We start from the raw sequence: 20,141 nt of genomic DNA, 5'->3' as shown, positions 1-20,141 counted from the left end.
AGCCAGGTATCAAGCGATTCGGTGCTCACCCGCACGAAGTCCGATCGCCCCGTGCGGACGCTGCCCGGAACGACATCACCGCCGGAATTCTGTCTGATCGGTATCGACGACCTGCTCAACAACCGGGCCACCACAAGCGTCGCCGATCTTGAGCACGGACGGTTGAACGCATGGGGAAACTCCTTCCCGGCGGAAGAACTGCCCGAGCCCGGCACCCTGGTCGAGGTGGCCGGCATCCCCTTCCAATGGGCGAACGCCCATGCCGAAGGGGACAACGTACGGTGCGAGGGACAGCTCATCGATATCCCGTCTCGTCAATACGACTGGATCTACTTGCTCGCCGCCTCGGAACGGCGCGGCGACAGCACACTCTGGGCACATTACGAGGACGGGCACTCCGACCCGCTCCGGGTGGGCGTCTCGGATTTCCTGGACGGCACACCGGCGTTCGGCGAGGTCCCCGCGTTCCGCACCCGTCGGATGCACTATCCCCACCATGTTCAGCAGGGCCTGCCCACCACGATGTGGCTGACCCGGGTCGGTATGCCACGCGCCGGCTCCGCGCGGGCGCTACGGCTGCCGCGGTCCGTCGCGTTGCATGTCTTCGCCGTCACCCTGCTGACCGGAACCGACGCGCGGCTCGCGGAGGGGACGGCGATATGAGCGACACCGCACAGCGGATCCAGTTGTGGACGCGCGACCTGGGCAGTTGTCTGCACGCCACGCTGGCGACCGTGCTGCTCCACGACGGTCATGACCCGGTCACCGTCCTGGGCGCACCGTGGGAATTCCGCCGCCGCCCCGGAGCCTGGACCTCCGAGGAGTACTACTTCCTCTCGGAACCCGACTCGCTCGCCCAACGGCTCGCCCTGTACCACCCGTTCGAGTCGACCTGGCACCGCGGCGGAGGCGACGGACTGGACGAACTGCGCGACGCGCTGGCGGCGGGCGTGCTGCCCATCGCCGCGGTGGACAACTTCTATCTGCCGTTCCGTCCCGCCTTCCACGATGTCCACGCCGCGCATCTCCTGGTGGTGTACAGGATCACCTCGTCCGAGGTGTTCGTGTCCGACGCCCAACCGCCCGCGTTCCAGGGCGCGATCCCCGTCTCCGATTTCCTGGCGAGCTGGGGGTCGCCCAACCCGCCCGACGACGCCGACGTGTTCTTCAGCGCGAGCCCCAGTGGCCGGCGCTGGCTGCGGACCCGTATGCGGGGACCCGTCCCGGAACCCGACCTCGACTGGCTCGGCCGGGTGATACGGGACAACGTCGCCCGGTACCGGCGGGAATCCGCCGCCGGCATCCAGACGGGCGTGGCGGGCCTGCGGCGTTACCTCGACGAACTGTGCTCGCTCACCCCCGGTACGGACGCGGCCGCCGACGCGCTGAGCGAGCTGTACGTGATCAGCTGGAACATCCAGGCACAGACGGGCCTGCACGCGGAGTTCCTGCGCCAGCAGGGGAAGAGGTGGGAGATCCTCGAACTCGCGGAGGCCGCGGCCGGTGTGGACGCCGTCGCGCACGGCTGGACCGGAGTGCGTATGACGGGCGCGCACGCGCGGGTCTGGGAGCGGCACCGGTTCGACGAACTGCGAAGGCACAGTACGGAACTCGTCCGCCGCCTCGACGTCGCGCTCGAACAACTGGATCTGGCGGCGGACGTGTTGTCCCGATCGGTATGACCGGTCGCGGACCAGTATCCGAACCACCCGGCATGGACCCACGCCGACTGATGTACGGCGTAGATCGGGAAGGGCAGTCGTGGACAGAACCGGTATGCCGATAGCCGTTGTCGCCTCCCGGATCCGCCGGGAGGAGCGACTGATCCTTGAGTCGCTCGAGCGGCGCGGGCTGCTCTACGAGCACGTCGACCCGAGGAAGCTGACGGTGCTGCTCACCGACGGCCGTCCGCCCTATCGCGCGGCGCTCATGCGCGAAGTGAGCCACAGCCGCGCCACCTCCGTCGCGTCCGTGCTGACCGGACTCGGGGTTCCCACGCTCAACCGGCCGGAGGTACTGGACGTCTGCGGGGACAAACTCCGCACCGCGGTGGCGTTCCACGCCGCCGGACTTCCGATCCCGCAGGCGGCGGTCGCCTGGGGAGCCCCGTCCGCGCTGGACGCCATGTCCAAGCTGGGTTATCCCGTGGTCGCCAAACCGGTGACCGGATCATGGGGGCACTTGACGACCCGGATCCACGACGAGGAGCAGGGCAGGGCCATTCTGGAACACCGGGCCGCCCTGCCGAACCCGCAGCAGCACGTGTTCTATCTCCAGGAGCACATCGACAAGCCCGGACGTGACATCAAGTCGTATGTCGCGGGCGACCGGGTGGTCTGCGCCATCTACAAGAACGCGGTGGACGACTGGCGGACCAACACCGCCATCGGCGGCGCCGCCACGCCCTGCCCGATCACCCCCGAACTGACCGAGCTGGCCCTGGCGGCGGCGCGTGCGGTGGGCGGGGGCTTCCTCGGCGTCGACATACTGATCGACCAGCAGGAACGCATGTACGCGAACGAGGTCAACCACACCCCCGAGTTCCACGGTGCCATCGACGCGACCGGGATCGATGTCGCGGGATTCATCGTGGACTGGGTGATCGAGGAGATCGAGTCGTTGGAAGCGGCGGAGAACTCATGAAACACGCGTCGTTCCGGACCGAAGAGAGGCTGACGCGATGAGCGCGACCGCGGACCGACGTTCGCTGCTCGCCCTGTGGAGCGCACCGCGCTCCCGCTCCACGGTGTTCTTCCGAGCGATGCTGGAGCGCCAGGATCTGCTGTCGTTGCACGAACCGTTCTGCAATATCGTCAATGACGGCAGGACCGAGGTCGGCGGCCGCGGGATACATTCCACGGACGCCCTGATGGACGTACTGCTCGAAATCTCCGAAGAGCGGACCGTGTTCTTCAAGGACACCACCGACTGCCAGTACGACGCCATATTCGAGCGCCAGGACTTCCTGAAGGGCGGACGGCACGCTTTCCTGCTGCGCGATCCGCGGGAGATCATTCCGTCGTTCGCGGCGATCAAACCGGACATGGCCCTGCATGAGGTCGGCCTCGAGTATCTCCACAGGATCTACCGGGCGGTGCTCGAAGTCGGCGGCGATCCGGTGGTCCTGGACTCCGACGACTTCGTCGACCGCCCGGAGGCAACGGTGCGAGCGTACTGCGAGGCGGTGGATCTGCCGTTCCGCGGCGACGCTCTGCGCTGGCGGCCGGGGGAGAGATCGGAATGGCGTCAGTCCGCCCGCTGGCACACCGATGTCAGCGCCAGCTCGACGGTGGAACGCCGGCAGCGGACCTATGAGCGGACGATCGACAACGATCCCTCGCTGCGACGCTTCTACGAGCACCATCTGCCGTTCTACGCAGATCTGTGGGAGCGACGGATCCGTGTCGTCTGAGCCCACCGCCGCCGTCGTCAGCGGCTACCAGGAGGCCGACTGTGTCACCCTGTCACCCCTTACCCCTCACCACTCTGACCGGGTTGCCTCTCATAGACTCCACCGTTAGTGTTGCCTCTGCATGAAACCCAACACACACAACATGGACGTCGGATCAGCCACACGTGAAGTCCGCGCTCTGGTCATCGAATCCGAGAGGCACGGTTGATGATTATCTCCAAGCCGCCGTTCTGCCCCGTGCACTTCGAGGCTCCCGATCTGCTCGACTCCGGTTTCCACGCCTCGACGGACATGCACGCGCTGTGGGCCGAACTGCGTGAGAACCAGCCCCTCTACCGGGCGGACCCCGGCGGCGGACGGGAGCCGTTCTGGGTGGTGACCCGCCATGAGGACGTCAGCAGGGTCCTGCGCAGCCATGCGGAGTTCTCCTCCCGGCGAGGCACGATTCTGAGCATACTTGACCTGAATACGCCGGATATCGCGACCGACAACATGCTGGCCGACACCGATCCGCCGCGGCACAGGGAGTTCCGGGAACCGCTGAACAAGGCGTTCGCCCCGCGTGTGGTCGCCACACAGGAGGAGCTGCTCCGGAACCTGGCGCGGGACATGCTCCAGTCGGCGCTCCAGGCCGATGTCTACGACATCGCCAAGTCGACGATGATGTTCCCGATGGCTGTCACCGGCACGCTCATGGGTCTGCCTCCCGAGTCCTGGGAGCGGCTGGTGGAGCTGGTCATGATGACGATCGCCTACGACGACCCGGACTACTCCACCGGCAGTGGGCAGGCAACCGTTCGCCAGGCCCGGCACGAGCTGTTCGAGTACTTCCGCGAGGAATTCTCCAGCCGTTCCCGCGACGACGCCGATCCCGATGTGATTGGCACGCTGCGCGCGATGGACCTGACGGAGGGACCGCTGTCGCAGGAGCAGGCACTGCTGAACTGCTTCGTGCTGCTCATCGGCGCCAATGTCACCACGCCCCACGCGCTCTGCACCTTGTTCACACTGTGGGCCGAGCACCCCGAACAGTTCCAGGCGGTGCGGGAGAATCCGGATCTTCGCGCCTCCTGCCTCCAGGAGCTCCTGCGCTGGTCGTCGCCGGTCACCGCGCTCATGCGATACGCAGTCACGGATCTGGAGCTGCACGGACGGACCATCCGGGCAGGCGAACCGGTCAGCGCCTGGCTGGGTTCGGCCAACCGCGACGAGCGGGTCTTCAAGGATCCCTACACCTTCGATGTCACACGCCAGCCGAACAGGCATGTCGCGTTCGGTGTCGGACCGCACTACTGCATCGGCGCCGGTCTGGCCAAGGTGGGGCTGGAGATCTTCCTCGACGAGATGCTGGACCTGGTGGACACCGTCGAGATCGCCGGTGAGGTGCGGCATGTCGCGTCGCACTTCGTGCCGGGCTACAAGAACATGCCGGTGCGGTTCACGCCCCGGAAAGTGGCCGCTAGGTGAGCAGCCACCAGATCCACCGGCCCAGCGCACGGTTGTGGTTCGACCACCGGTTCCGCTCCGCCACCGCGAGCCACAGTCTGTACTGCTTCCCCTTCGCGGGCGGCTCCGCGACCTACTATGCCGACTGGGTACGGGACTTCACCGGGCCGGTCGAACTGGTACCGGTGCAATTGCCCGGCCGTGGGGCCAGGATGAGCGAGCCGCCGGCCACCGACATGCTTCACCTCGCCGACGAAATCGCCGAACTGATCGCCGCCGAGCCCACCGAACCCCTGCTGTTCGGACACAGTATGGGCGCCATCCTGGCGTTCGAGGTCAGCAGGCGGCTCATGGCCCTCGGCCGCCCCGTCCGGCACTTGTTCGTGAGCGGCCGTCCCGCACCGACCATCGCCCGTCCTGTGCATCGCGTCAGCGACCTTCCGCGCGACGAGTTCGTCCAGATGCTGCGGGAGTACGGTGCCGCGGACGAGGCGGTCTTCGATCACGCCGAACTGCTGGACCTGCTCATCCCCACGATCAGAGCGGATTTCGCGATGATCGAGAAGTACCGCTGTGAACAAGGACCGCTGTTGTCGTGCCCGGTCTCCGCCTGGTGCGGGGACGGCGACCCCGAGGTGCCGCCGACGGCGATGCGCCCCTGGGCGGACCAGACGTCGGGGGCCTTCACACTCTCCGTGCTGCCGGGCGGACACTTCTTCCTCACCGAGAACAGGTCCCGGATACTGCGGACGGTCCACGCCGCGATCCGGGCAGCTTGACCGCCGATGCTGTGAGCGCCCGCGGACTACCGACAAGGAGCCGGAACGTGGATTTCGATGTTCCACCGGAGACTCTCGACTTCGCGAACGAGGTCGACGGGATTCTGCGGACGCCACAGACCGCACGGCTGCTGCGGAACGTCCAGGCCCGGGAGGACGGCATGGACGGTGACGTCCGTGAGCTGTACCGGTACCTCGGCGGTGCGGGAATCCTCGCTCCCTCGTGGCCGGCCGAGTACGGCGGCAGGGGCCTCGATTTCACCGCGACGGTGGCGCTGCTGGAGCAGCTCGTCGCCCATCGGATACCACAGAACCTGTACTGCATCTCGGTGCAGAATGTCGGGTCGCTGATTCTGGCGGCAGGCTCCGAGCAGCAGCGCGGGACACTGCTGCCCGCGATGGCGAGCGCAGACCTGACCGCGTGCATCCTGTTCACCGAACCGGGACACGGCTCCGACCTGGCGGGTATGACCACGACGGCGGTCCGGGACGGCACCGGGTGGGTCATCAACGGGCGCAAGACCTACAACCTCAAGAGCGCCTACGCCGACCTGGCACTCTGCGCGGTGCGTACGGACCCGCAGAGCAGCCAGTACGAAGGGATCACCCTCTTCCTCGTACCGCTGAGCGCACCCGGCGTGGTCATTCGTCCCATCCCCAGCCTGGCCGACGAGCAGTTCCACGACATCTGGTTCACCGATGTGCGGGTGGACGAGGACGCGCTGTTCGGCAGCGCCGGCGCGGGATGGTCGCTGATCACTCAGATGTTCGCCGCGGAACGCACCGGCCTGGACTACTACGCGCGAGGAAGGCACTGGCTGAACGTGGCCGGCGACCGTCTCACCGAGGACGGCCGGCGGCCGGCCGACCTCGTCCGTGTCGACCTCGCGCGCCACCGGACGAGACTTGAGGCCAGCAAGCTGCTGAGCTGTCAGGTCATGCAGAACCTCCAGCAGGGGACCCCCGACATCGCCGAGTCGTCGTTCGCCAAATGGCATTGCAGCGAAACCGCCCAGCGAATCGCGTGGTGGGCCTTGAACGCACTGGGTCCGGACATGCTGGAACGCGGACCCGACGCCGGGGACCGAGTGCTGGAAGCGGCCTTCCGCGAGGCGCCCGGAATGACCATCTCCGGCGGTGCGTCGGAGGTCATGCTGGACATAGTGAGCAGTGCTCGCGTATTCGACAACGGGCTTACGGGGGACTGACCGCGATGGACCTGCGACTCGATCCGCTTCAAGAGCGACTGCGGGACGCGGTGGACGCGGTGCTGACGCGCACCGGTGAACTGTCCGCCCAGCTGGCGACCATAGGCGTGCCCACCCTCAGCGCACCGGAACGCTTCGGCGGCCTCGCGCTGGGGCTGAGCGCCGACATCGTGGTCAACGACCGTCTGGGGTACGCGCTGGCGCCGTCGGGCGGTTACCGCGAGACCGTGTTCGCGCTCGACATGCTCGACAGCGACGACGTACGGACGGAGCATCTGGCGGAGATCATCGCCGATGTGCACAAGGGGACGCGGCAGGCGGTGCCGGTCGGCGCGCACCTCCCGGTCGGGGTGCGGGTGAAGTCGGGGAGGAGGCTGTGGGGCGAGTCGGAACCGTTGCCCCGCGGCGACATCGGGCTGTGCGTGGTCCGGGCCGTGGACGATGACGGCGGGAGCGGGTGGTATCTCGTACTCCCGGAAGCCGGTACCTGCTCCGTCGAGTCCATCGACCATTTCGGCACGCCCGCCGCGCGGTTGCGGTTCGACGGAGCGGTCGCCGAGCCGCTGCCGGTGAGCGCGGACCACGGGGAGCGCGCCCTCGCGGCGGCCAGACTCCGCCAGGCGGCCCTGCTGTTGGGCATGGCCGACCGGATCCTGGATGTGGCACGCGCTCATGTCAACACACGCACACAATCCGGCAAGCCGCTCGTGGAGCGGCAGACGGTCGCGCACCGATTGGCGCTGCTGAAGGGCCAAGCGGACGGCTGGCGACTGCTGCTGCACAAAGCGGCCTGGGAATTCGACTGTGACGAGCGCCCGTCCGCGGCGGCGGTTCTTGCCGTTACGGCCGAACACGCCCAGGTCGCCAGTCGCACCGCGCTCCAATTGCACGGCGTACGGGGAATGCTCGCGCATTCGATGGCGGCGAACGGGTACCGGATGATATCCGTGGAGTCCGTCCGCCTGGGCAGTCCCATCGATCTGTGGACGGAGGCCGCGTCCGCCGCCTGACATCCGCCGCTGACATTCGCCGCCCGATATCCGTACGCGGATCGAGACTCGCGAACACGAGTTGTATGTGCAGTAATCCCCTGGACACTGGAGCTTGTCCCGACAAGTGACGTACGTGGTCACGGTGTAGGGTGAACACCTGTTGTCTGAGAGGGGTGTCGTGTGAAGGTTAGCTGGAGTCAGGTTTTCGCGTGGCGGATGCGGCGGCAATTCCTGGACCCGCGCAGTAAAGGTGACGCGAGCGAGATTGTCAGCAGACTGTGTGGTGTCCAGGCGCAGGTCTGGAGTGCCGGTGAGTTGGCCGTCGCGTTACGGCAGTCGACACCCGACAAGGACAGTGTTGACCGGGGCATCGCCGACCGGACGCTGATGAAGACCTGGGCGATGCGTGGAACCCTCCATCTGCTGCGGCCGAGCGAAGCGGGCGCCTATCTGTCCCTCATGGCATCGACGGGCAGCTGGCTCAAACCCTCCTGGCAGAAGGCCTCCGGAGTCTCACCGAAGCAGATCGACGAGTTGACCGAAGAGGTGGCCGCCATCCTCGGCGAGGGTGCCGTGCTCACCAGGGACCAGTTGGTCACCCGGCTTGTGGCCGACAAGCGGTTCCAGAGCATGGAGGAGCGGCTGCGATCGGGATGGGGCTCGGTGCTCAAGCCGTTGGCATGGCGCGGTGTCCTGTGCCACGGCCCGAATCAGGGCAACAAGATCACATTCACCCTGCCGGAGAGGCAGTTCGGATCGGACTGGAAGCAGGTTCCCGAGCCCGACGAGGCCGCACCCGTGGTGATCGAGTCCTATCTGGGTGCCTACGGTCCTGCCACTCCTGAGATCTTCGATCGCTGGCTGTCGCTCAACAGCACGAGCAAGCCGAAGCTGCGGGGCTGGTTCAAGGACATGGGTGACAAGCTGACCGAGGTCGATGTCGAAGGCCGCCAGGCGCTGATGCTGACGGAACACGCGAACGAGCTCGCCGACATCGCCCCGTACAAGGGGGCCCGACTGCTCGGCAGTTTCGATCAGTACGTTCTCGGCCCTGGAACCAAGGACGAGGTGATACTCGCGGCGGAGCACCGTTCCGCGGTGAGCCGTGCCGCCGGATGGATCTCACCGATCGTGGTGATACACGGCCGAGTCGTCGGAGTGTGGGAGATCCTCGATCAGGAGATCGTCGTGACCCCGTTCCCGGACAGCGGCCGTCTGCCGTTGAAGGAGATGGAGAAGGAAGCAGCGCATGTCGCGCGCGCGAGCCAACTGAGCCGGCTGCCGGTTCGCGTCGTCTGAAGTTCTCAGGTCCGTTCGGGGCGGGGGGCGCCGGTCACCGGCCACCGGGCCCGGTGGCCGGATGCGGTGGTCACGAGGCGTGAGCGCGATAGAGATCGCGCAGCAGGGCGATCTCCGCTCCGTGATGCATGACCTCACGATTGACGTGCAGGACCAGGGTGGCCATCGGCCGTTCCCCCCACTTGCCTTCGGTGTCCCCTATCGGCCGCTGCAGCGTCGTGTCATCGAGCGAGGTCACCCCCTTGCGCCAGGCGTGATACTGCTCCCGCAGTGCCGTGACGCCGTCGTCGGCGGTGACCGGCAGGGACGCGGTCTCCATGGTCAGCGAACCGTCGCCGAAGTGCGCGCTCGTCCGCGTACCGAGCACTTGGAGCGCGACATGGGTCAGACGCCAGGCGATGGTGGTCACCGGAGGCGGTTCCGGAACCGGCTCCTGCCAGTCGAACATCGCCCGGCCGTCCTCGTCGGTCCGGACCGTCCAGCAGTCCGGCACCGGCTCCCAGAGGTATTCGTCGTCGGTCAGACCAGCCAGCCGGGGCATCAAGTGGTGCTCCCAGTAGAGGTCGAGCTGATCGAGCATTTCGGCGCGCCAGATCATTCAGCAGCACTCCTGTCGGGGTCGGTCGTTGCCGCGTACCACGATACCCGGCGGGAAACCTCACGTGGTCGAACGGTCGCGTAGCGTAGTCGCGATGGTCCACTGCCACACATCGGTCACCACCGCCCCCAGCTCCACCGGCCTTTCATTCCACGGGTTCCCGCCCGATCCGCTCTTTGGCCCCCGCCCGGAGGTGCGCGGCGGCCTTCTCCGCGATCATGATGGTGGGAGCGTTGGTGTTCCCACTGGTCACCGTCGGCATGACCGAGGCGTCCACGACACGCAGCCCGTCCACGCCGCGCACCTTGAGCTGGGGGTCCACCACGGACTCTTCGCCCTGGCCCATGGCGCATGTTCCCACCGGGTGGTAGCACGTGGCGCTCCACTCGCGGATATGGGCGTGCCACGCCGCGTCATCGAGGGAGTCGAGGTCCGTGGTGTCCGGAAGGTACGGGCGGGCGAGGTGATCGGCGAAGGGCGGGGAGTGCGCGATGCCGGCCACTGCCCGCAGCCCCTCGGTCAAGAGGTCCAGATCCGCGGGATCCTCGAAATACCGGGGATCGATGAGCGGGTGCGCCCGCGGATCGGACGACGCGAGGCGGACGGTCCCGCGCGCTTTCGGATTCAGGGCGGTCGAGTTCATCGTGAACACCGGCCGCTGCGGCACCTCCTCTCCGCTGAGGATCAAGGCCGTTGCCCCGCCGCACAGTTGGATGTCGGGCCTGTCGTGCCTGTGGCCGCCTTCGGTGGAGCTGAGGAACGCGCCGACCTCTCCGTAGTTGGAGGCGAACGGTCCGCCGCCTGTGGTGCGCCACAGTTCCAGATGCTCCGGTGTGAGCAGGTCCCGGATGATGTCGCTGGTGTTCCTGGTCTCCCACACGACGGGGGCCAGCAGTTGATCCTGGAGGTTCCTCCCGACTCCCGGCAGTGGCACCCGCACGTCGATGTCCAGATCACCGAGGTCGTCCGGGGGCCCTATCCCGGACAGAAGCAGCAGCTGCGGTGAGTTGACGGCTCCCGCGCAGACGACCACCTCCGCGTCGGCGTACACGGTTTCCTCCGCCCCGTCCGCCAGGTACGACACACCGGCCGCCCTGGAGCCCGCCAGCACGATCCGCGTCACCAATGTGTCGGACCGTACGGTGAGATTGGGGCGTGTGAGGACCGGGTGCAGATAGGCGTCGGCGGTGGAGCAGCGACGCCCGTTGTGACAGGTCACCTGGTACGGGCCGGCGCCGAGCGGCGACGGCCCGGCGAAGTCGTCGTTGTAGTCGAGTCCCCATTCCAGGGCCGCGTCCACCCAGGCGCTGGACAGTTCGTGGGTGTAGAGGCGGTCCTCGACATGGAGCGGACCGTCCGATCCGTGGTAGGGCGGGCGCAGACGGCGGTGGGATTCGGATGCGACGAAGTACGGGAGTACATCGTCGTAGCCCCAGCCGTCCGCTCCGAAGTCGTCGCGCCAGCCGTCGTAGTCGTGCCTGTTGCCCCGGATGTAGATCATGACGTTGGTGGATGACGATCCGCCCAGCGTCCTGCCCCGGGGCCAGTAGAACGTGCGGCCCGGCGGGGACTGCTCCACCGTCCGGTAGTTCCAGTCGACGTCCAACTTGAACAGCGTCCCGAGGGCGGCCGGTATGCGCAGGGTCTCGTCGGTGTCGGAGCTCCCGGCTTCGAGCAGGAGCACGCGGGCGGAGCCGTCGCCGCTGAGGCGGTTGGCGAGTACGCACCCGGCGCTCCCGGCGCCGACGATGATGTAGTCGTAGCTTTCCGTCCTGGTCATGGGTGGTCCTCGGGTCGCGTCCGGTCACCGCGCCGGGCGTCCGGTCATGGGCGGTAGATCGACTGGAGCTCCTGGTACGCCTGGAGTCCTTCGGGGCCCAGTTCCCTGCCGAGTCCGCTGGCCTTCCTGCCGCCGTAAGGGGAGGTGACATCGGGGAGATAGCCGTTGAGTCCCACCGTCCCGGTACGGATGCGCCGGGCGACCCGGGCGCCCCGGTCGAGATCGGACGTCCACACCGTGCCCGCCAGGCCGTATGCCGAGTCGTTGGCGAGACGTACGGCTTCGTCCTCACCGTCGTACGGCGTGATGGTCAGAACAGGACCGAAGATCTCTTCCCGCGCGACGGTGGACGAGTTCTCCACGTCGGCGAAGATCGTGGGTTCGACGAACCAGCCCCGGTCGAGTCCGGCCGGCCGGCCCCCGCCCGTGGTCAGCCGGGCGCCCTCGCTGAGGCCCTTGCGGATATAGCCCTCCACACGGTCCCGTTGCGAAGCGCTGACGAGCGGGCCGATCTGCGTGGCGCGGTCGAGCGCGTCGCCCACTACGGCGCCTTGTGCCATCGCGGTGTACAGCTCCACGATCTCGGGATAGCGGCCGCGCGGAGCCAGGATCCTGGTGCTGGCGAAGCAGGTCTGGCCGTTGTTGATCAGGCTGGCCATGAAGAGCTGTTCGAGGTGGGAGGCCAGGTCCGCGTCATCGAGGATGACCGCGGCCGACTTGCCTCCCAGTTCCAGGGTCACCGGCCGTAGCAGCGCCGCGCACGCGGCGGCGATCCGGCGGCCCGCCGCGGTCGATCCGGTGAACGACACCTTGTCGACACCGGGATGGGAGACCAGATACGCGCCTGCCTCAGGCCCGCCGGGCACGATATTGATCACGCCCTCGGGGAAACCCGCCGTCTCGATCGCGTCCGCCAGCAGCGCCGGGTCCAGCACCGTCTGCGGCGCCGGTTTGAGTACGAGCGTGCAGCCCGCCGCCAGGGCGGGAGCGATCTTGAAGAAAGCCATGGTCTGGGGGAAGTTCCAGGTCATGACGGCCGCCACCACACCTATGGGTTCCCGGCGGACCACAGTGGTGCCCTGCGGCAGGCCGACGCGGGTTTCCTCACCGGACGCGTCGGCGGCCAGGCCGGCGTAGTAACGCAACAGCATGGCCGGGACCTTGCCCTCGAAGGGCTCGGCGGTGGAGATCGGCATACCGTTCTGCGCGCTGACGGTCCTCGCCATCACCTCGCTTCCGGCGTCCAGTGCTTCCGCGAGCCTCACCATGGCCGCCGCGCGCCGCTCCGGCTCCCAGGCGGGCCAGCCGCCCGGCGCGTCGAACGCGGAGCGGGCCGCCTGGACGGCGTGGTCGACGTCCAGGTCCACCCCGGCGGGAGCCGAGCCCAGAAATTCACCAGTACTGGCCGATGTCACGGTGATGGTGTCGCCGCCCGCGGGCGCGGTCCACTTGCCCCCGATGAACAGGTGATTCACCTTCATGGCACGTGCTTCTCTCGGTTGCGCTGTACTGGGCGCGCGCCCAGCGACCGGAGAGGGATACCGGAGAGGGATGCCGGAGGGGACGAGAGCACCTCTTCGTCCAGCCCCGAATGATCTTCGCGGCCCGGAGGACACCCGGAGGACAGGCGGGCACACCTGGTTCTGGCGGCCACCGGCGGACGGTGATGACTCCACCTGGTGGCGACTTGTCTTATTTGTTCCTGATGTCCGTCAGGGTACACCCATCTGGTGGCGCATGCCATCAGATGGGTGCGGTGCGCTACTGGGAAGCCGCTGAACGGTTTACGGGCCACAGCCGCCGATAATATGGAGCCCGAGGAGTCTGGTCGCATGAGAACTTATGACGGCATGACCGCCGAAGAACGCGTCTCGGTACGGCGTCACCGCATCATGGAAGCCGGACTCGATCTCTTCCACGCCCAGGGCTACACCCATACCTCGATCCGCGCGGTGCTGCGCCGCAGCAGGCTGCAGGACAGGTATTTCGCGGAAAATTTCTCCTCTCTCGACGAGTTGATGGCGGAAATCCTCAAAGAGATACACGAGGAAGAGGCCGCACGGTGCCGGAGCGTCCTCGATATGCCCGGAACCCGTCGCGACAGGGCGCGAGGAGTACTCGACGTCCTGGCCCGCGGAGTCACCGACGATCCGCGCAAGGGCCATGTCAAACTCATCGAATCCCTCGCGGCGGGCCCGCTGGCGGCCAAGGAACGGCGGCGCGGGATGCGGCACATGGCCGAGCTGGTGGAATCACTGCTCCGTGAGGACTGGCCCGACCCGGCAATCGATGTCACGGCGATGTCCATAGCCGTGGTCGGCGGTGTGAACCAGATTCTTCTGAACTGGGCGGACGGCAGCATTCGATTCTCTCGCGAGGGCGTCGTCGAACAGGCACTCCATCTGTTTGAGGCCGTGGCCGAATTCGGCGGTGCCCCGGGCGACACCTGAAGGAATCACAATCCCCCCGTAGCATGGGAAAGCAGTCATGGAAAGTGACGCGTTTACGGAACATGACCGGTTGTTCATCGGTGGCGGATGGGCCGCCCCGCATTCCACAGCCCGTGTTCCGGTGACTTCACCGATGTCCGAGCGGTTCATCGGATCGGTCCCGGAGGCTGATGAAGAGGATGTCGATACGGCGGTGTCGGCCGCACGTGCCGCGTTCGACGACCCGGGGGGATGGGCGCACTGCGAGCCCGCTCGCCGGGCGGAGGCCCTGAACCGTTTCGCCGCCGCGCTGGAGGCACGCGGTGGCCGGATGGAGAGGCTGGTCGTCGGTGACCCCTTCGACCCGGGAACACAGATCGGTCCCATGGTCAGCGAGAAGCACCGGACGCGGGTGGAAGGCTATATCGCCAAGGGGGCGGGAGAAGGGGCCCGTCTGGTGACCGGAGGGGGCCGCCCCCGGCACCTGGAAAAGGGATGGTTCGTCGAACCCACCCTTTTCGCGGACGTCGACAACCGTTCCACCATCGCCCAGGAGGAGATCTTCGGTCCCGTCCTGTGTGTGATCCCCTACCGGGACGACACCGACGCCGTACGCATCGCCAACGACTCCTCCTACGGACTGGCCGGCAGTGTGTGGACCGGTGACACGGACCGCGCGATCACCGTCGCCCGCCGTGTCCGCACCGGTGTCTTCTCGGTCAACGGACAACGCACCGATCTGGGCGCCCCGTTCGGAGGCGAGAAGAACAGCGGACTCGGACGGGAACTGGGCACGGAAGGGCTGGCCTCCTACCAGCGCCTCCAGTCGGTCTTCGTGTGAACGACACCGCGAGGCCCCTTGGTGTGGCCGCGCGGGTGACGCGGATCGATAGGATTCCGCCCGGGACCTGACCGTTGAGGAACGGGCCAACGAGCGCCGATTCAGGCGGACTTCGGCCGGTCACATCGGTGCGACAGCGACCGGAACGGTGACCGGAACACCAAGTAAGGGGAGAGCCAGTCATGCGCGGAGGCAGCATCGCTGTGGTCGGCGGCAGCATAGCGGGGTGTGCCACGGCCTTGGCCGCGTCGCGCGGGGGAGCCGAGAGGATCACGGTCTTCGAGCGGGCCGACGCCCGACTCCGCGACAGGGGAGTGGGAATCGCCCTTCACAGCGACCGGTACGACGAGCTGAGGGACGCGGGCTATGTGGCACCGGAGATGCCCTGGGCGCCCCTGACCCGGCGGGTGTGGAGCATGCGCGACGGCGAGGCGGACCACGGGCGGGCCATCGGTGAGCAGCCGTTCCCCTTCCGCGCCTACAGCTGGGGCTCCCTGTGGAGCGAGCTGCGCCGCCGGGTGCCCGAGGAGGTCTCCTACCGGTCCGGTGCGACGGTCACCGGTGTGGAGCCGGACGCCGACGGTGTGACACTGCGGCTCGCGGACGGAAACCAGGAGCACTTCGACGTGGTGATCGGGGCGGACGGGTACCGCTCCGTCGTCCGCGAGGCCATGTTCCCCGGTGTCAGCGCGACGTACGCCGGTTACATCGGCTGGCGCGGCACGTCGTCGGACGTCGCCGACCTCCCCTCGGACGGCCAGGACGCGCACAACATCGTCTTCCCCGGCGGCCACTGCATGATCTACCGGATCCCCGACGGCGCCGGCGGGCACCGGCTCAACTGGGTGCTCTACACGACACCCCCGCGGACCGAGGGCCTCCACCCCGACCTGCGGACCCCGACCTCCCTGCCGCCGGGCCGTCTGCACGAGGAACTGACCGCGCATCTGCGTGCCCTGGTGGCCGACAACTTCCCGCCGTACTGGGCTCTCAGGGTGCTCCGTACGCCCCCTGAGACCACGTTCATCCAGCCCATCTACGACCTGGAGGTGCCCCACTACACCTCGGGACGGATGGCGCTCGTCGGCGACGCCGCCAGTGTCGCCCGGCCGCACATCGGAGGTGGCAGTGTGAAGGCGCTCCAGGACGCCACCGCCCTGGAGGCCGCGTGGGTGGCGGGGAGCGGCTGGAAGGAGGTCCTGGAGAGGTACGACGCCGATCGCCGCGCCGTCGGGACGGCCATGGTCGCGCTCGCCCGCAGGATGGGCAGCGCGCAGGTCGAGAACACACCGGACTGGTCGGCCATGGGCCAGCCGGAGTTCGATGTGTGGTGGCAGGACCAGAACAGGGGCTCCGACCGGCGCAGCGGCTTCGGCGGCCACAGCATCAAGGCCGAGTAGGGCCGGAGCGCGACGGGGGCGGTGACCGCGCACCGGTCACCGCCCGCATGTCCGTACCGCTCGTATGCCGTTACCGCCCGCGTGCCGGTCACCGCCCGCTCCCCGTACCGCTCGTACGCCGGTACCGCTTCCGTCTCAGAGCGCCGTCGGCGCGAGTTCGAGCGCGGCGTGCAGCGCGGTGGCATCGGCACGGGCGTCCGCGCCGTCCAGTCGCAGTGTCGCCCGTCCCGAGGTGAGAACCGTGAGCGTACGGGCGCACTCGGCCGCCTGCGCCGGGCTGGGGGACACCAGCAGTACGGCGATGCCCTCGTCCGCCAGCGTGGTCACCAGCTCGTAGACCTGCCGGACGAGCACGGGCGCGAGGCCCTCGGTCGGCTCGTCGAGCAGCAGCACATTCGGTGAGCCGAGCAGCGCGCGGGCCAGGGCCAGCATCTGCTGTTCACCGCCGGACAGGTCCGATCCACGGTTTCCCCGGCGCTCGCCCAGCCGGGGCAGCAGTTCCAGGACGCGCGCGGGGGTCCACACGCTGGGGCGCGCGGTGTCGCCTCGGCGCGGCGGACGGTAGGACAGCCGCAGGTGTTCGGCGACGGTGAGCCCGGCGAACACCCGGCGGCCCTGCGGTACGAGACCGATCCCGGCGCGGGCTATCCGGTGTGCGGGCTGTCCCGTCACATCCCGGCCGTCGAGCCGTACGGTGCCGGCGCTGGGGCGCATCAGTCCGGCGACGGTGTGGACCAGTGTGGTCTTTCCGGCGCCGTTGTGGCCGACGATGGCGTGGACCGTGCCGGCGGGCACCGACAGATCGAGACCGTGGAGGACGGTGCCGCCGTGGTAGCCCGCGGTCAGGCCGGTGAGTTCGAGCATCGGGGGTCGGTCATCCTCTCGTGTCGGGAGACGGATCGGGGGACGGATCGGCGGCCGGGCCGACGCTGGACGCGCCGACGGTCCCGGTGTCGGTGTCGGTGTCGGAGTCCGGGGCGTCGGCTGTGGCCTTGCCCGCCGCCCTGCCGGTGTTGTGGTAGGCGTCGCGGACCTCGGGGTGCGCGAGCACCTCCTGGGTCGGACCGGTGACGAGCACGCGTCCGGCGGCCAGGACGGTCACGGTCGCGGCGAGTTGGGCGACGACCTCGACATGGTGCTCGACCAGGACGATCGCGACGCTCTCCGGCAGGCCCCCCAGGACGCCGAGCAGCCGGCCGATGTCGCCGTCCGTCAGCCCGGCCGCCGGCTCGTCCAGGAGCAGCAGGCGCGGCTCGCCCGCCAACGCGGCGGCGAGGTCGAGCATGCGGCGCTGTCCGTGGGAGAGCGCCGAGGCCGGCCGGTGGGCGATGTCCGCGAGACCGACGGCCTCCAGATGGCGGCCCGCGGACTCGGTGTGCAGCCGGTAGCGGGACGGGCGCCGCCAGGCACCGCGGCGCTTCGGATGATGCGGCCAGCCGGCCAGCACGACGTTTTCCAGCACCGTCAACTCGGATATCACCGACGGCTGCTGGAAGCTGCGGGCGATACCGAGACGGCTGCGCTTGGCGGTGGCCGTACGGGTGATGTCCGTGCCGTCCAGGACGATGGTGCCCCGGTCGGGCCGGTCGGTACCCGCGATGAGGTTGAGCAGGGTGGTCTTGCCGGCGCCGTTGGGGCCGATGACGGCGTGCCGGGCGCCCGCGGGGAGCCGCAGGCTGACGTCGTCGACGGCGGTGAGACTGCCGTAGCTGCGGGTGAGACGGGTGAGGTCCAGCACCGGGGATGCCGATGCGACGGTCGGCGTGGGCGTCATGGGGAGACCTTCCCGGCGGGGGTCGTGGTGCGCGCGGACATGGACGCGACCGGGGGCCGCTCGCCGGGCCGGGGTTCGCCGGGCGGGGGCCCGTCCGGCGGTGGCCCGCTCCGGCCGGATCCGCCGCGCAGGCCGGCCAGACCGCGAGGCAGCAGGTACACGGCGGCGACGAACAGCACGCCGAGCAGCAGCGGCCCGTGGCCGGGCCATGAACTGGCGACCCAGTCCCGGGTGATGACGATCAGCCCGGCGCCCATCAGAGCGCCGATTACGGACGTCGTACCGCCGATGACGGCCGCCAGCAGCGCGAACGCGGCGATCTCGAAGCCGACGTCGGCGGGGGAGAGATACTGCTGGACGGTGACCATCAGCGAGCCGCCGACACCGGCCAGCGCGCCGGCGCAGACATGCGCCACCAGCAGATAGCGCCCCACCGGGTGCCCCGAGGCACGCATCCGCGCCTCGGCGCCCCGGGTGCCGGTCAGCAGCTTCCCGGCCGGGGAGCGCAGTACGAGCAGGGTGACGGTGACGGCTATGACGGCGACGACGAGCGCGTAGGTGTAGACCTCGCTCTCCTCGAACATCCCCTCCCCGCCCCACAACGCCTGTGTGGAGGGGAAGCCGACAAGACCGTCGGCGCCGCCGGTGACGGACTTGAACTGGTTGATGACCGCGCCGGTCAGCTCACCGACCGCCAGCGTGATCATCAGCACGGTGGTGCCACGGGCCCGGATCACGGCGGGCCCCGTCACCGCGGAGAAGACCGCTGCCGCGAGCGCCGAGAGGACGATCTGGACCGGACCCATGGTCCACCCGGCCTGCGCGAGATTCGCGGTGGCGTACGCGCCGACGGCGAACGGCGCGGTCTGCCCGAGGGTGGGCAGTCCCGCGTAGCCGGTGAGGACGGTGACACTGACCGCGAGCAGCCCCAGGGCCAGGGCGGAACCGGCCAGCGAGATGCTGTACGGATCGAGCATGCCCGGCAGCGCGATCAGCACCATGAGCAGTACGAGCAGCGGAGCGGCCCGCCGCCACGCGGCCCCGCGCGGAAGCCGGCCGATCCGGGCGAGCGCGCCCCCGCCCCTGCCGGGCGACCCCGCCGCGCCGGCCGAACGGCCGGGCTCCGTAACGGACTTCGCCTCATCCGTCCCGGGCGCCGGCCGGGCGTCTTGCTCGGGGTCGTTGGTCCGGATCTGTCCGGGCGCCGTGGCGCCCCGGCCCGCCCCCGCCGCCCCGCGCGGTCGCGACTTCGACCGTGCGGCGAGGCGGCGGCGGAGCCGGGCCACCGGGTCCGGGGACGGGCCCTCCGGGCCGTGCGAGGTCGCCGGTTCCGCGAAGCGGGAGCGGAGCACCAGCACCGCCGCCATCGCGGCGAAGAGCAGATACGGCGCCAGGTCCGGCGCCACCGAGACGCCCAGCGTCTGGACCTCGCCCACGGCGATCGCCGCGAAGAACGTCGCCCAGAGCGAGCGCAGCCCGCCGAGCACGACCACCACGAGGGACAGCATCAGCACGTTCTCGGACGTACCGGGCCCGGGACCGATGATCGGCGCCCCGAGCACGCCCGCCGCACCGGCCAGCGCACCCGACGCCGCGAGGACGCCGGTGTGCACCGCCCGGGGGTTGTGGCCGGTGGCCGCGAGCATCTGCGGATCGTCGGCGGCGGCCCGTACCGCCGCGCCCACACGGGTCCGGGTCAGCACCCATGTGCCGAACGCGGCGAGCAGCACGGCCATCACGATGAAGCAGAGCCGGTACGCGGGGTACCGGTGGCCCAGCAGTGTCACCGAGGAGTCGAGCGCCTCGGGTACGCGTACCGGAAGCTCGTCCGCCCCGAAGAGCTGGATGAGCAGATCACCGCCGACCAGGGCGAGCCCGAAGGTCAGCAGTGCCTGAGCGAGATGCCCACGCCTGGCGAGCGGAACCGTCGCGGCGGACAGCCCCGCCCCGGCGACGCACGCCGCCGCGGTTCCGGCGGCCAGCCCGAGGACGAGGCCGCCCCAGGTTCCGTCGCTCAACTCGGCCCCCGTGTAGGCGCCGATCGCGTACAGCGTGCCGTGCGAGAGGTTCAGCACGCCCGCGGTGCCGAAGGCGAGACTCAGGCCGGCGGCGACCACGAACAGCAGCAGCCCGTAGGCCACCCCGTCCACCGCCGGCATGAGGTGGGCATCGAGGATTTCCAC

At 68.9% G+C, this 20,141-nt stretch carries 18 protein-coding genes; 12 read left to right on the top strand and 6 right to left on the bottom strand.

Annotated features, from left to right (window positions below; all coding sequences use genetic code 11):
* Window positions 1-51 precede the first annotated feature (51 nt).
* The 9 genes from OG214_RS02375 (at window position 52) to OG214_RS02335 (ending at window position 9,136) form a co-directional block, all read left to right on the top strand.
* Window positions 52-663 (top strand): hypothetical protein, encoded by a 612-nt coding sequence (locus OG214_RS02375; protein WP_405983579.1) that lies wholly within the window; start codon window positions 52-54, stop codon window positions 661-663.
* Window positions 660-1,682 (top strand): BtrH N-terminal domain-containing protein, encoded by a 1,023-nt coding sequence (locus tag OG214_RS02370; RefSeq protein ID WP_405983578.1) that lies wholly within the window; start codon window positions 660-662, stop codon window positions 1,680-1,682. The genes OG214_RS02375 and OG214_RS02370 overlap by 4 nt, the downstream gene beginning before the upstream one ends.
* Window positions 1,683-1,776: 94 nt before the next feature.
* Window positions 1,777-2,643: a lysine biosynthesis protein LysX gene (gene lysX, locus OG214_RS02365; RefSeq protein ID WP_405983577.1), complete on the top strand. Its 867-nt coding sequence runs from the start codon at window positions 1,777-1,779 to the stop codon at window positions 2,641-2,643.
* A 37-nt stretch (window positions 2,644-2,680) separates the two neighbouring features.
* A complete protein-coding gene (locus OG214_RS02360) occupies window positions 2,681-3,412 on the top strand; it encodes a sulfotransferase family protein (RefSeq protein ID WP_405983576.1) in 732 nt (243 codons plus the stop codon).
* A 207-nt stretch (window positions 3,413-3,619) separates the two neighbouring features.
* Window positions 3,620-4,879 carry a cytochrome P450 gene (locus OG214_RS02355; protein ID WP_382863966.1) on the top strand — a complete coding sequence of 420 codons (1,260 nt, stop codon included), beginning with the start codon at window positions 3,620-3,622 and terminating at the stop codon, window positions 4,877-4,879.
* The gene (locus OG214_RS02350; protein ID WP_405983575.1) at window positions 4,876-5,637 is read left to right on the top strand and encodes a thioesterase II family protein; all 762 of its coding nucleotides are present in this window, start codon (window positions 4,876-4,878) and stop codon (window positions 5,635-5,637) included. The genes OG214_RS02355 and OG214_RS02350 overlap by 4 nt, the downstream gene beginning before the upstream one ends.
* Window positions 5,638-5,684: 47 nt before the next feature.
* A complete protein-coding gene (locus OG214_RS02345; RefSeq protein WP_405983574.1) occupies window positions 5,685-6,845 on the top strand; it encodes an acyl-CoA dehydrogenase family protein in 1,161 nt (386 codons plus the stop codon).
* A 5-nt stretch (window positions 6,846-6,850) separates the two neighbouring features.
* Window positions 6,851-7,855 carry an acyl-CoA dehydrogenase family protein gene (locus OG214_RS02340; protein ID WP_405983573.1) on the top strand — a complete coding sequence of 335 codons (1,005 nt, stop codon included), beginning with the start codon at window positions 6,851-6,853 and terminating at the stop codon, window positions 7,853-7,855.
* Between the two features lie 198 nt (window positions 7,856-8,053).
* Entirely contained in the window at window positions 8,054-9,136 is a 1,083-nt protein-coding gene (locus tag OG214_RS02335; protein WP_405983572.1) for a winged helix DNA-binding domain-containing protein, read from the top strand.
* A gap of 70 nt (window positions 9,137-9,206) precedes the next feature.
* Here the strand turns inward: OG214_RS02335 and OG214_RS02330 are convergent, their stop codons facing one another.
* The 3 genes from OG214_RS02330 to OG214_RS02320 all read right to left on the bottom strand — a co-directional run bounded on the left by OG214_RS02330 (window position 9,207) and on the right by OG214_RS02320 (window position 12,995).
* The gene (locus OG214_RS02330) at window positions 9,207-9,734 is read right to left on the bottom strand and encodes a DinB family protein (RefSeq protein WP_405983571.1); all 528 of its coding nucleotides are present in this window, start codon (window positions 9,732-9,734) and stop codon (window positions 9,207-9,209) included.
* A gap of 145 nt (window positions 9,735-9,879) precedes the next feature.
* Entirely contained in the window at window positions 9,880-11,514 is a 1,635-nt protein-coding gene (locus OG214_RS02325) for a GMC family oxidoreductase (protein WP_405983570.1), read from the bottom strand.
* A 44-nt stretch (window positions 11,515-11,558) separates the two neighbouring features.
* Window positions 11,559-12,995, bottom strand: coding sequence for an aldehyde dehydrogenase (locus OG214_RS02320; RefSeq protein WP_405983569.1), 1,437 nt, complete (start codon window positions 12,993-12,995; stop codon window positions 11,559-11,561).
* Window positions 12,996-13,346: 351 nt separating this feature from the next.
* Here OG214_RS02320 and OG214_RS02315 point away from each other — a divergent pair, with 351 nt between their 5' ends.
* The 3 genes from OG214_RS02315 to OG214_RS02305 all read left to right on the top strand — a co-directional run bounded on the left by OG214_RS02315 (window position 13,347) and on the right by OG214_RS02305 (window position 16,184).
* Window positions 13,347-13,964 carry a TetR/AcrR family transcriptional regulator gene (locus OG214_RS02315; protein WP_405983568.1) on the top strand — a complete coding sequence of 206 codons (618 nt, stop codon included), beginning with the start codon at window positions 13,347-13,349 and terminating at the stop codon, window positions 13,962-13,964.
* Between the two features lie 37 nt (window positions 13,965-14,001).
* The gene (locus OG214_RS02310; RefSeq protein WP_405983567.1) at window positions 14,002-14,784 is read left to right on the top strand and encodes an aldehyde dehydrogenase family protein; all 783 of its coding nucleotides are present in this window, start codon (window positions 14,002-14,004) and stop codon (window positions 14,782-14,784) included.
* 182 nt (window positions 14,785-14,966) lie between these two features.
* A complete protein-coding gene (locus tag OG214_RS02305; RefSeq protein ID WP_405983566.1) occupies window positions 14,967-16,184 on the top strand; it encodes an FAD-dependent monooxygenase in 1,218 nt (405 codons plus the stop codon).
* 135 nt (window positions 16,185-16,319) lie between these two features.
* On the opposite strand, the gene OG214_RS02300 is transcribed toward OG214_RS02305, so the two are convergent.
* The 3 genes from OG214_RS02300 to OG214_RS02290 are packed head-to-tail and all read right to left on the bottom strand — an operon-like array spanning window position 16,320 to window position 20,141.
* Complete coding sequence (locus OG214_RS02300; protein WP_363085112.1) at window positions 16,320-17,048, bottom strand: ABC transporter ATP-binding protein; 729 nt, start codon at window positions 17,046-17,048, stop codon at window positions 16,320-16,322.
* A gap of 10 nt (window positions 17,049-17,058) precedes the next feature.
* On the bottom strand, window positions 17,059-17,958 hold the full coding sequence (locus OG214_RS02295; protein WP_405983565.1) for an ABC transporter ATP-binding protein: 900 nt from the start codon (window positions 17,956-17,958) through the stop codon (window positions 17,059-17,061).
* Window positions 17,955-20,141 carry an ABC transporter permease subunit gene (locus OG214_RS02290; protein ID WP_405983564.1) on the bottom strand — a complete coding sequence of 729 codons (2,187 nt, stop codon included), beginning with the start codon at window positions 20,139-20,141 and terminating at the stop codon, window positions 17,955-17,957. The genes OG214_RS02295 and OG214_RS02290 overlap by 4 nt, the downstream gene beginning before the upstream one ends.

The organism is Streptomyces sp. NBC_00872, from assembly GCF_045161915.1.
Taxonomy (GTDB): Bacteria; Actinomycetota; Actinomycetes; order Streptomycetales; family Streptomycetaceae; genus Streptomyces.
Note: the sequence above shows the minus strand (reverse complement) of the source record. Positions and strands in the feature narration are given on the sequence as shown.

What these genes read in the sequence shown, in the direction of transcription:
- OG214_RS02370 (WP_405983578.1), top strand. Translation starts at nt 660, where the DNA reads ATGAGCGACACCGCACAGCGGATCCAGTTGTGGACGCGCGACCTGGGC.
- lysX (WP_405983577.1), top strand. Translation starts at nt 1,777, where the DNA reads ATGCCGATAGCCGTTGTCGCCTCCCGGATCCGCCGGGAGGAGCGACTG.
- OG214_RS02360 (WP_405983576.1), top strand. Translation starts at nt 2,681, where the DNA reads ATGAGCGCGACCGCGGACCGACGTTCGCTGCTCGCCCTGTGGAGCGCA.
- OG214_RS02355 (WP_382863966.1), top strand. Translation starts at nt 3,620, where the DNA reads ATGATTATCTCCAAGCCGCCGTTCTGCCCCGTGCACTTCGAGGCTCCC.
- OG214_RS02340 (WP_405983573.1), top strand. Translation starts at nt 6,851, where the DNA reads ATGGACCTGCGACTCGATCCGCTTCAAGAGCGACTGCGGGACGCGGTG.
- OG214_RS02335 (WP_405983572.1), top strand. Translation starts at nt 8,054, where the DNA reads ATGCGGCGGCAATTCCTGGACCCGCGCAGTAAAGGTGACGCGAGCGAG.
- OG214_RS02330 (WP_405983571.1), bottom strand. Translation starts at nt 9,734, where the DNA reads ATGATCTGGCGCGCCGAAATGCTCGATCAGCTCGACCTCTACTGGGAG.
- OG214_RS02325 (WP_405983570.1), bottom strand. Translation starts at nt 11,514, where the DNA reads ATGACCAGGACGGAAAGCTACGACTACATCATCGTCGGCGCCGGGAGC.
- OG214_RS02320 (WP_405983569.1), bottom strand. Translation starts at nt 12,995, where the DNA reads ATGAAGGTGAATCACCTGTTCATCGGGGGCAAGTGGACCGCGCCCGCG.
- OG214_RS02315 (WP_405983568.1), top strand. Translation starts at nt 13,347, where the DNA reads ATGAGAACTTATGACGGCATGACCGCCGAAGAACGCGTCTCGGTACGG.
- OG214_RS02310 (WP_405983567.1), top strand. Translation starts at nt 14,002, where the DNA reads ATGGAAAGTGACGCGTTTACGGAACATGACCGGTTGTTCATCGGTGGC.
- OG214_RS02305 (WP_405983566.1), top strand. Translation starts at nt 14,967, where the DNA reads ATGCGCGGAGGCAGCATCGCTGTGGTCGGCGGCAGCATAGCGGGGTGT.
- OG214_RS02300 (WP_363085112.1), bottom strand. Translation starts at nt 17,048, where the DNA reads ATGCTCGAACTCACCGGCCTGACCGCGGGCTACCACGGCGGCACCGTC.
- OG214_RS02295 (WP_405983565.1), bottom strand. Translation starts at nt 17,958, where the DNA reads ATGACGCCCACGCCGACCGTCGCATCGGCATCCCCGGTGCTGGACCTC.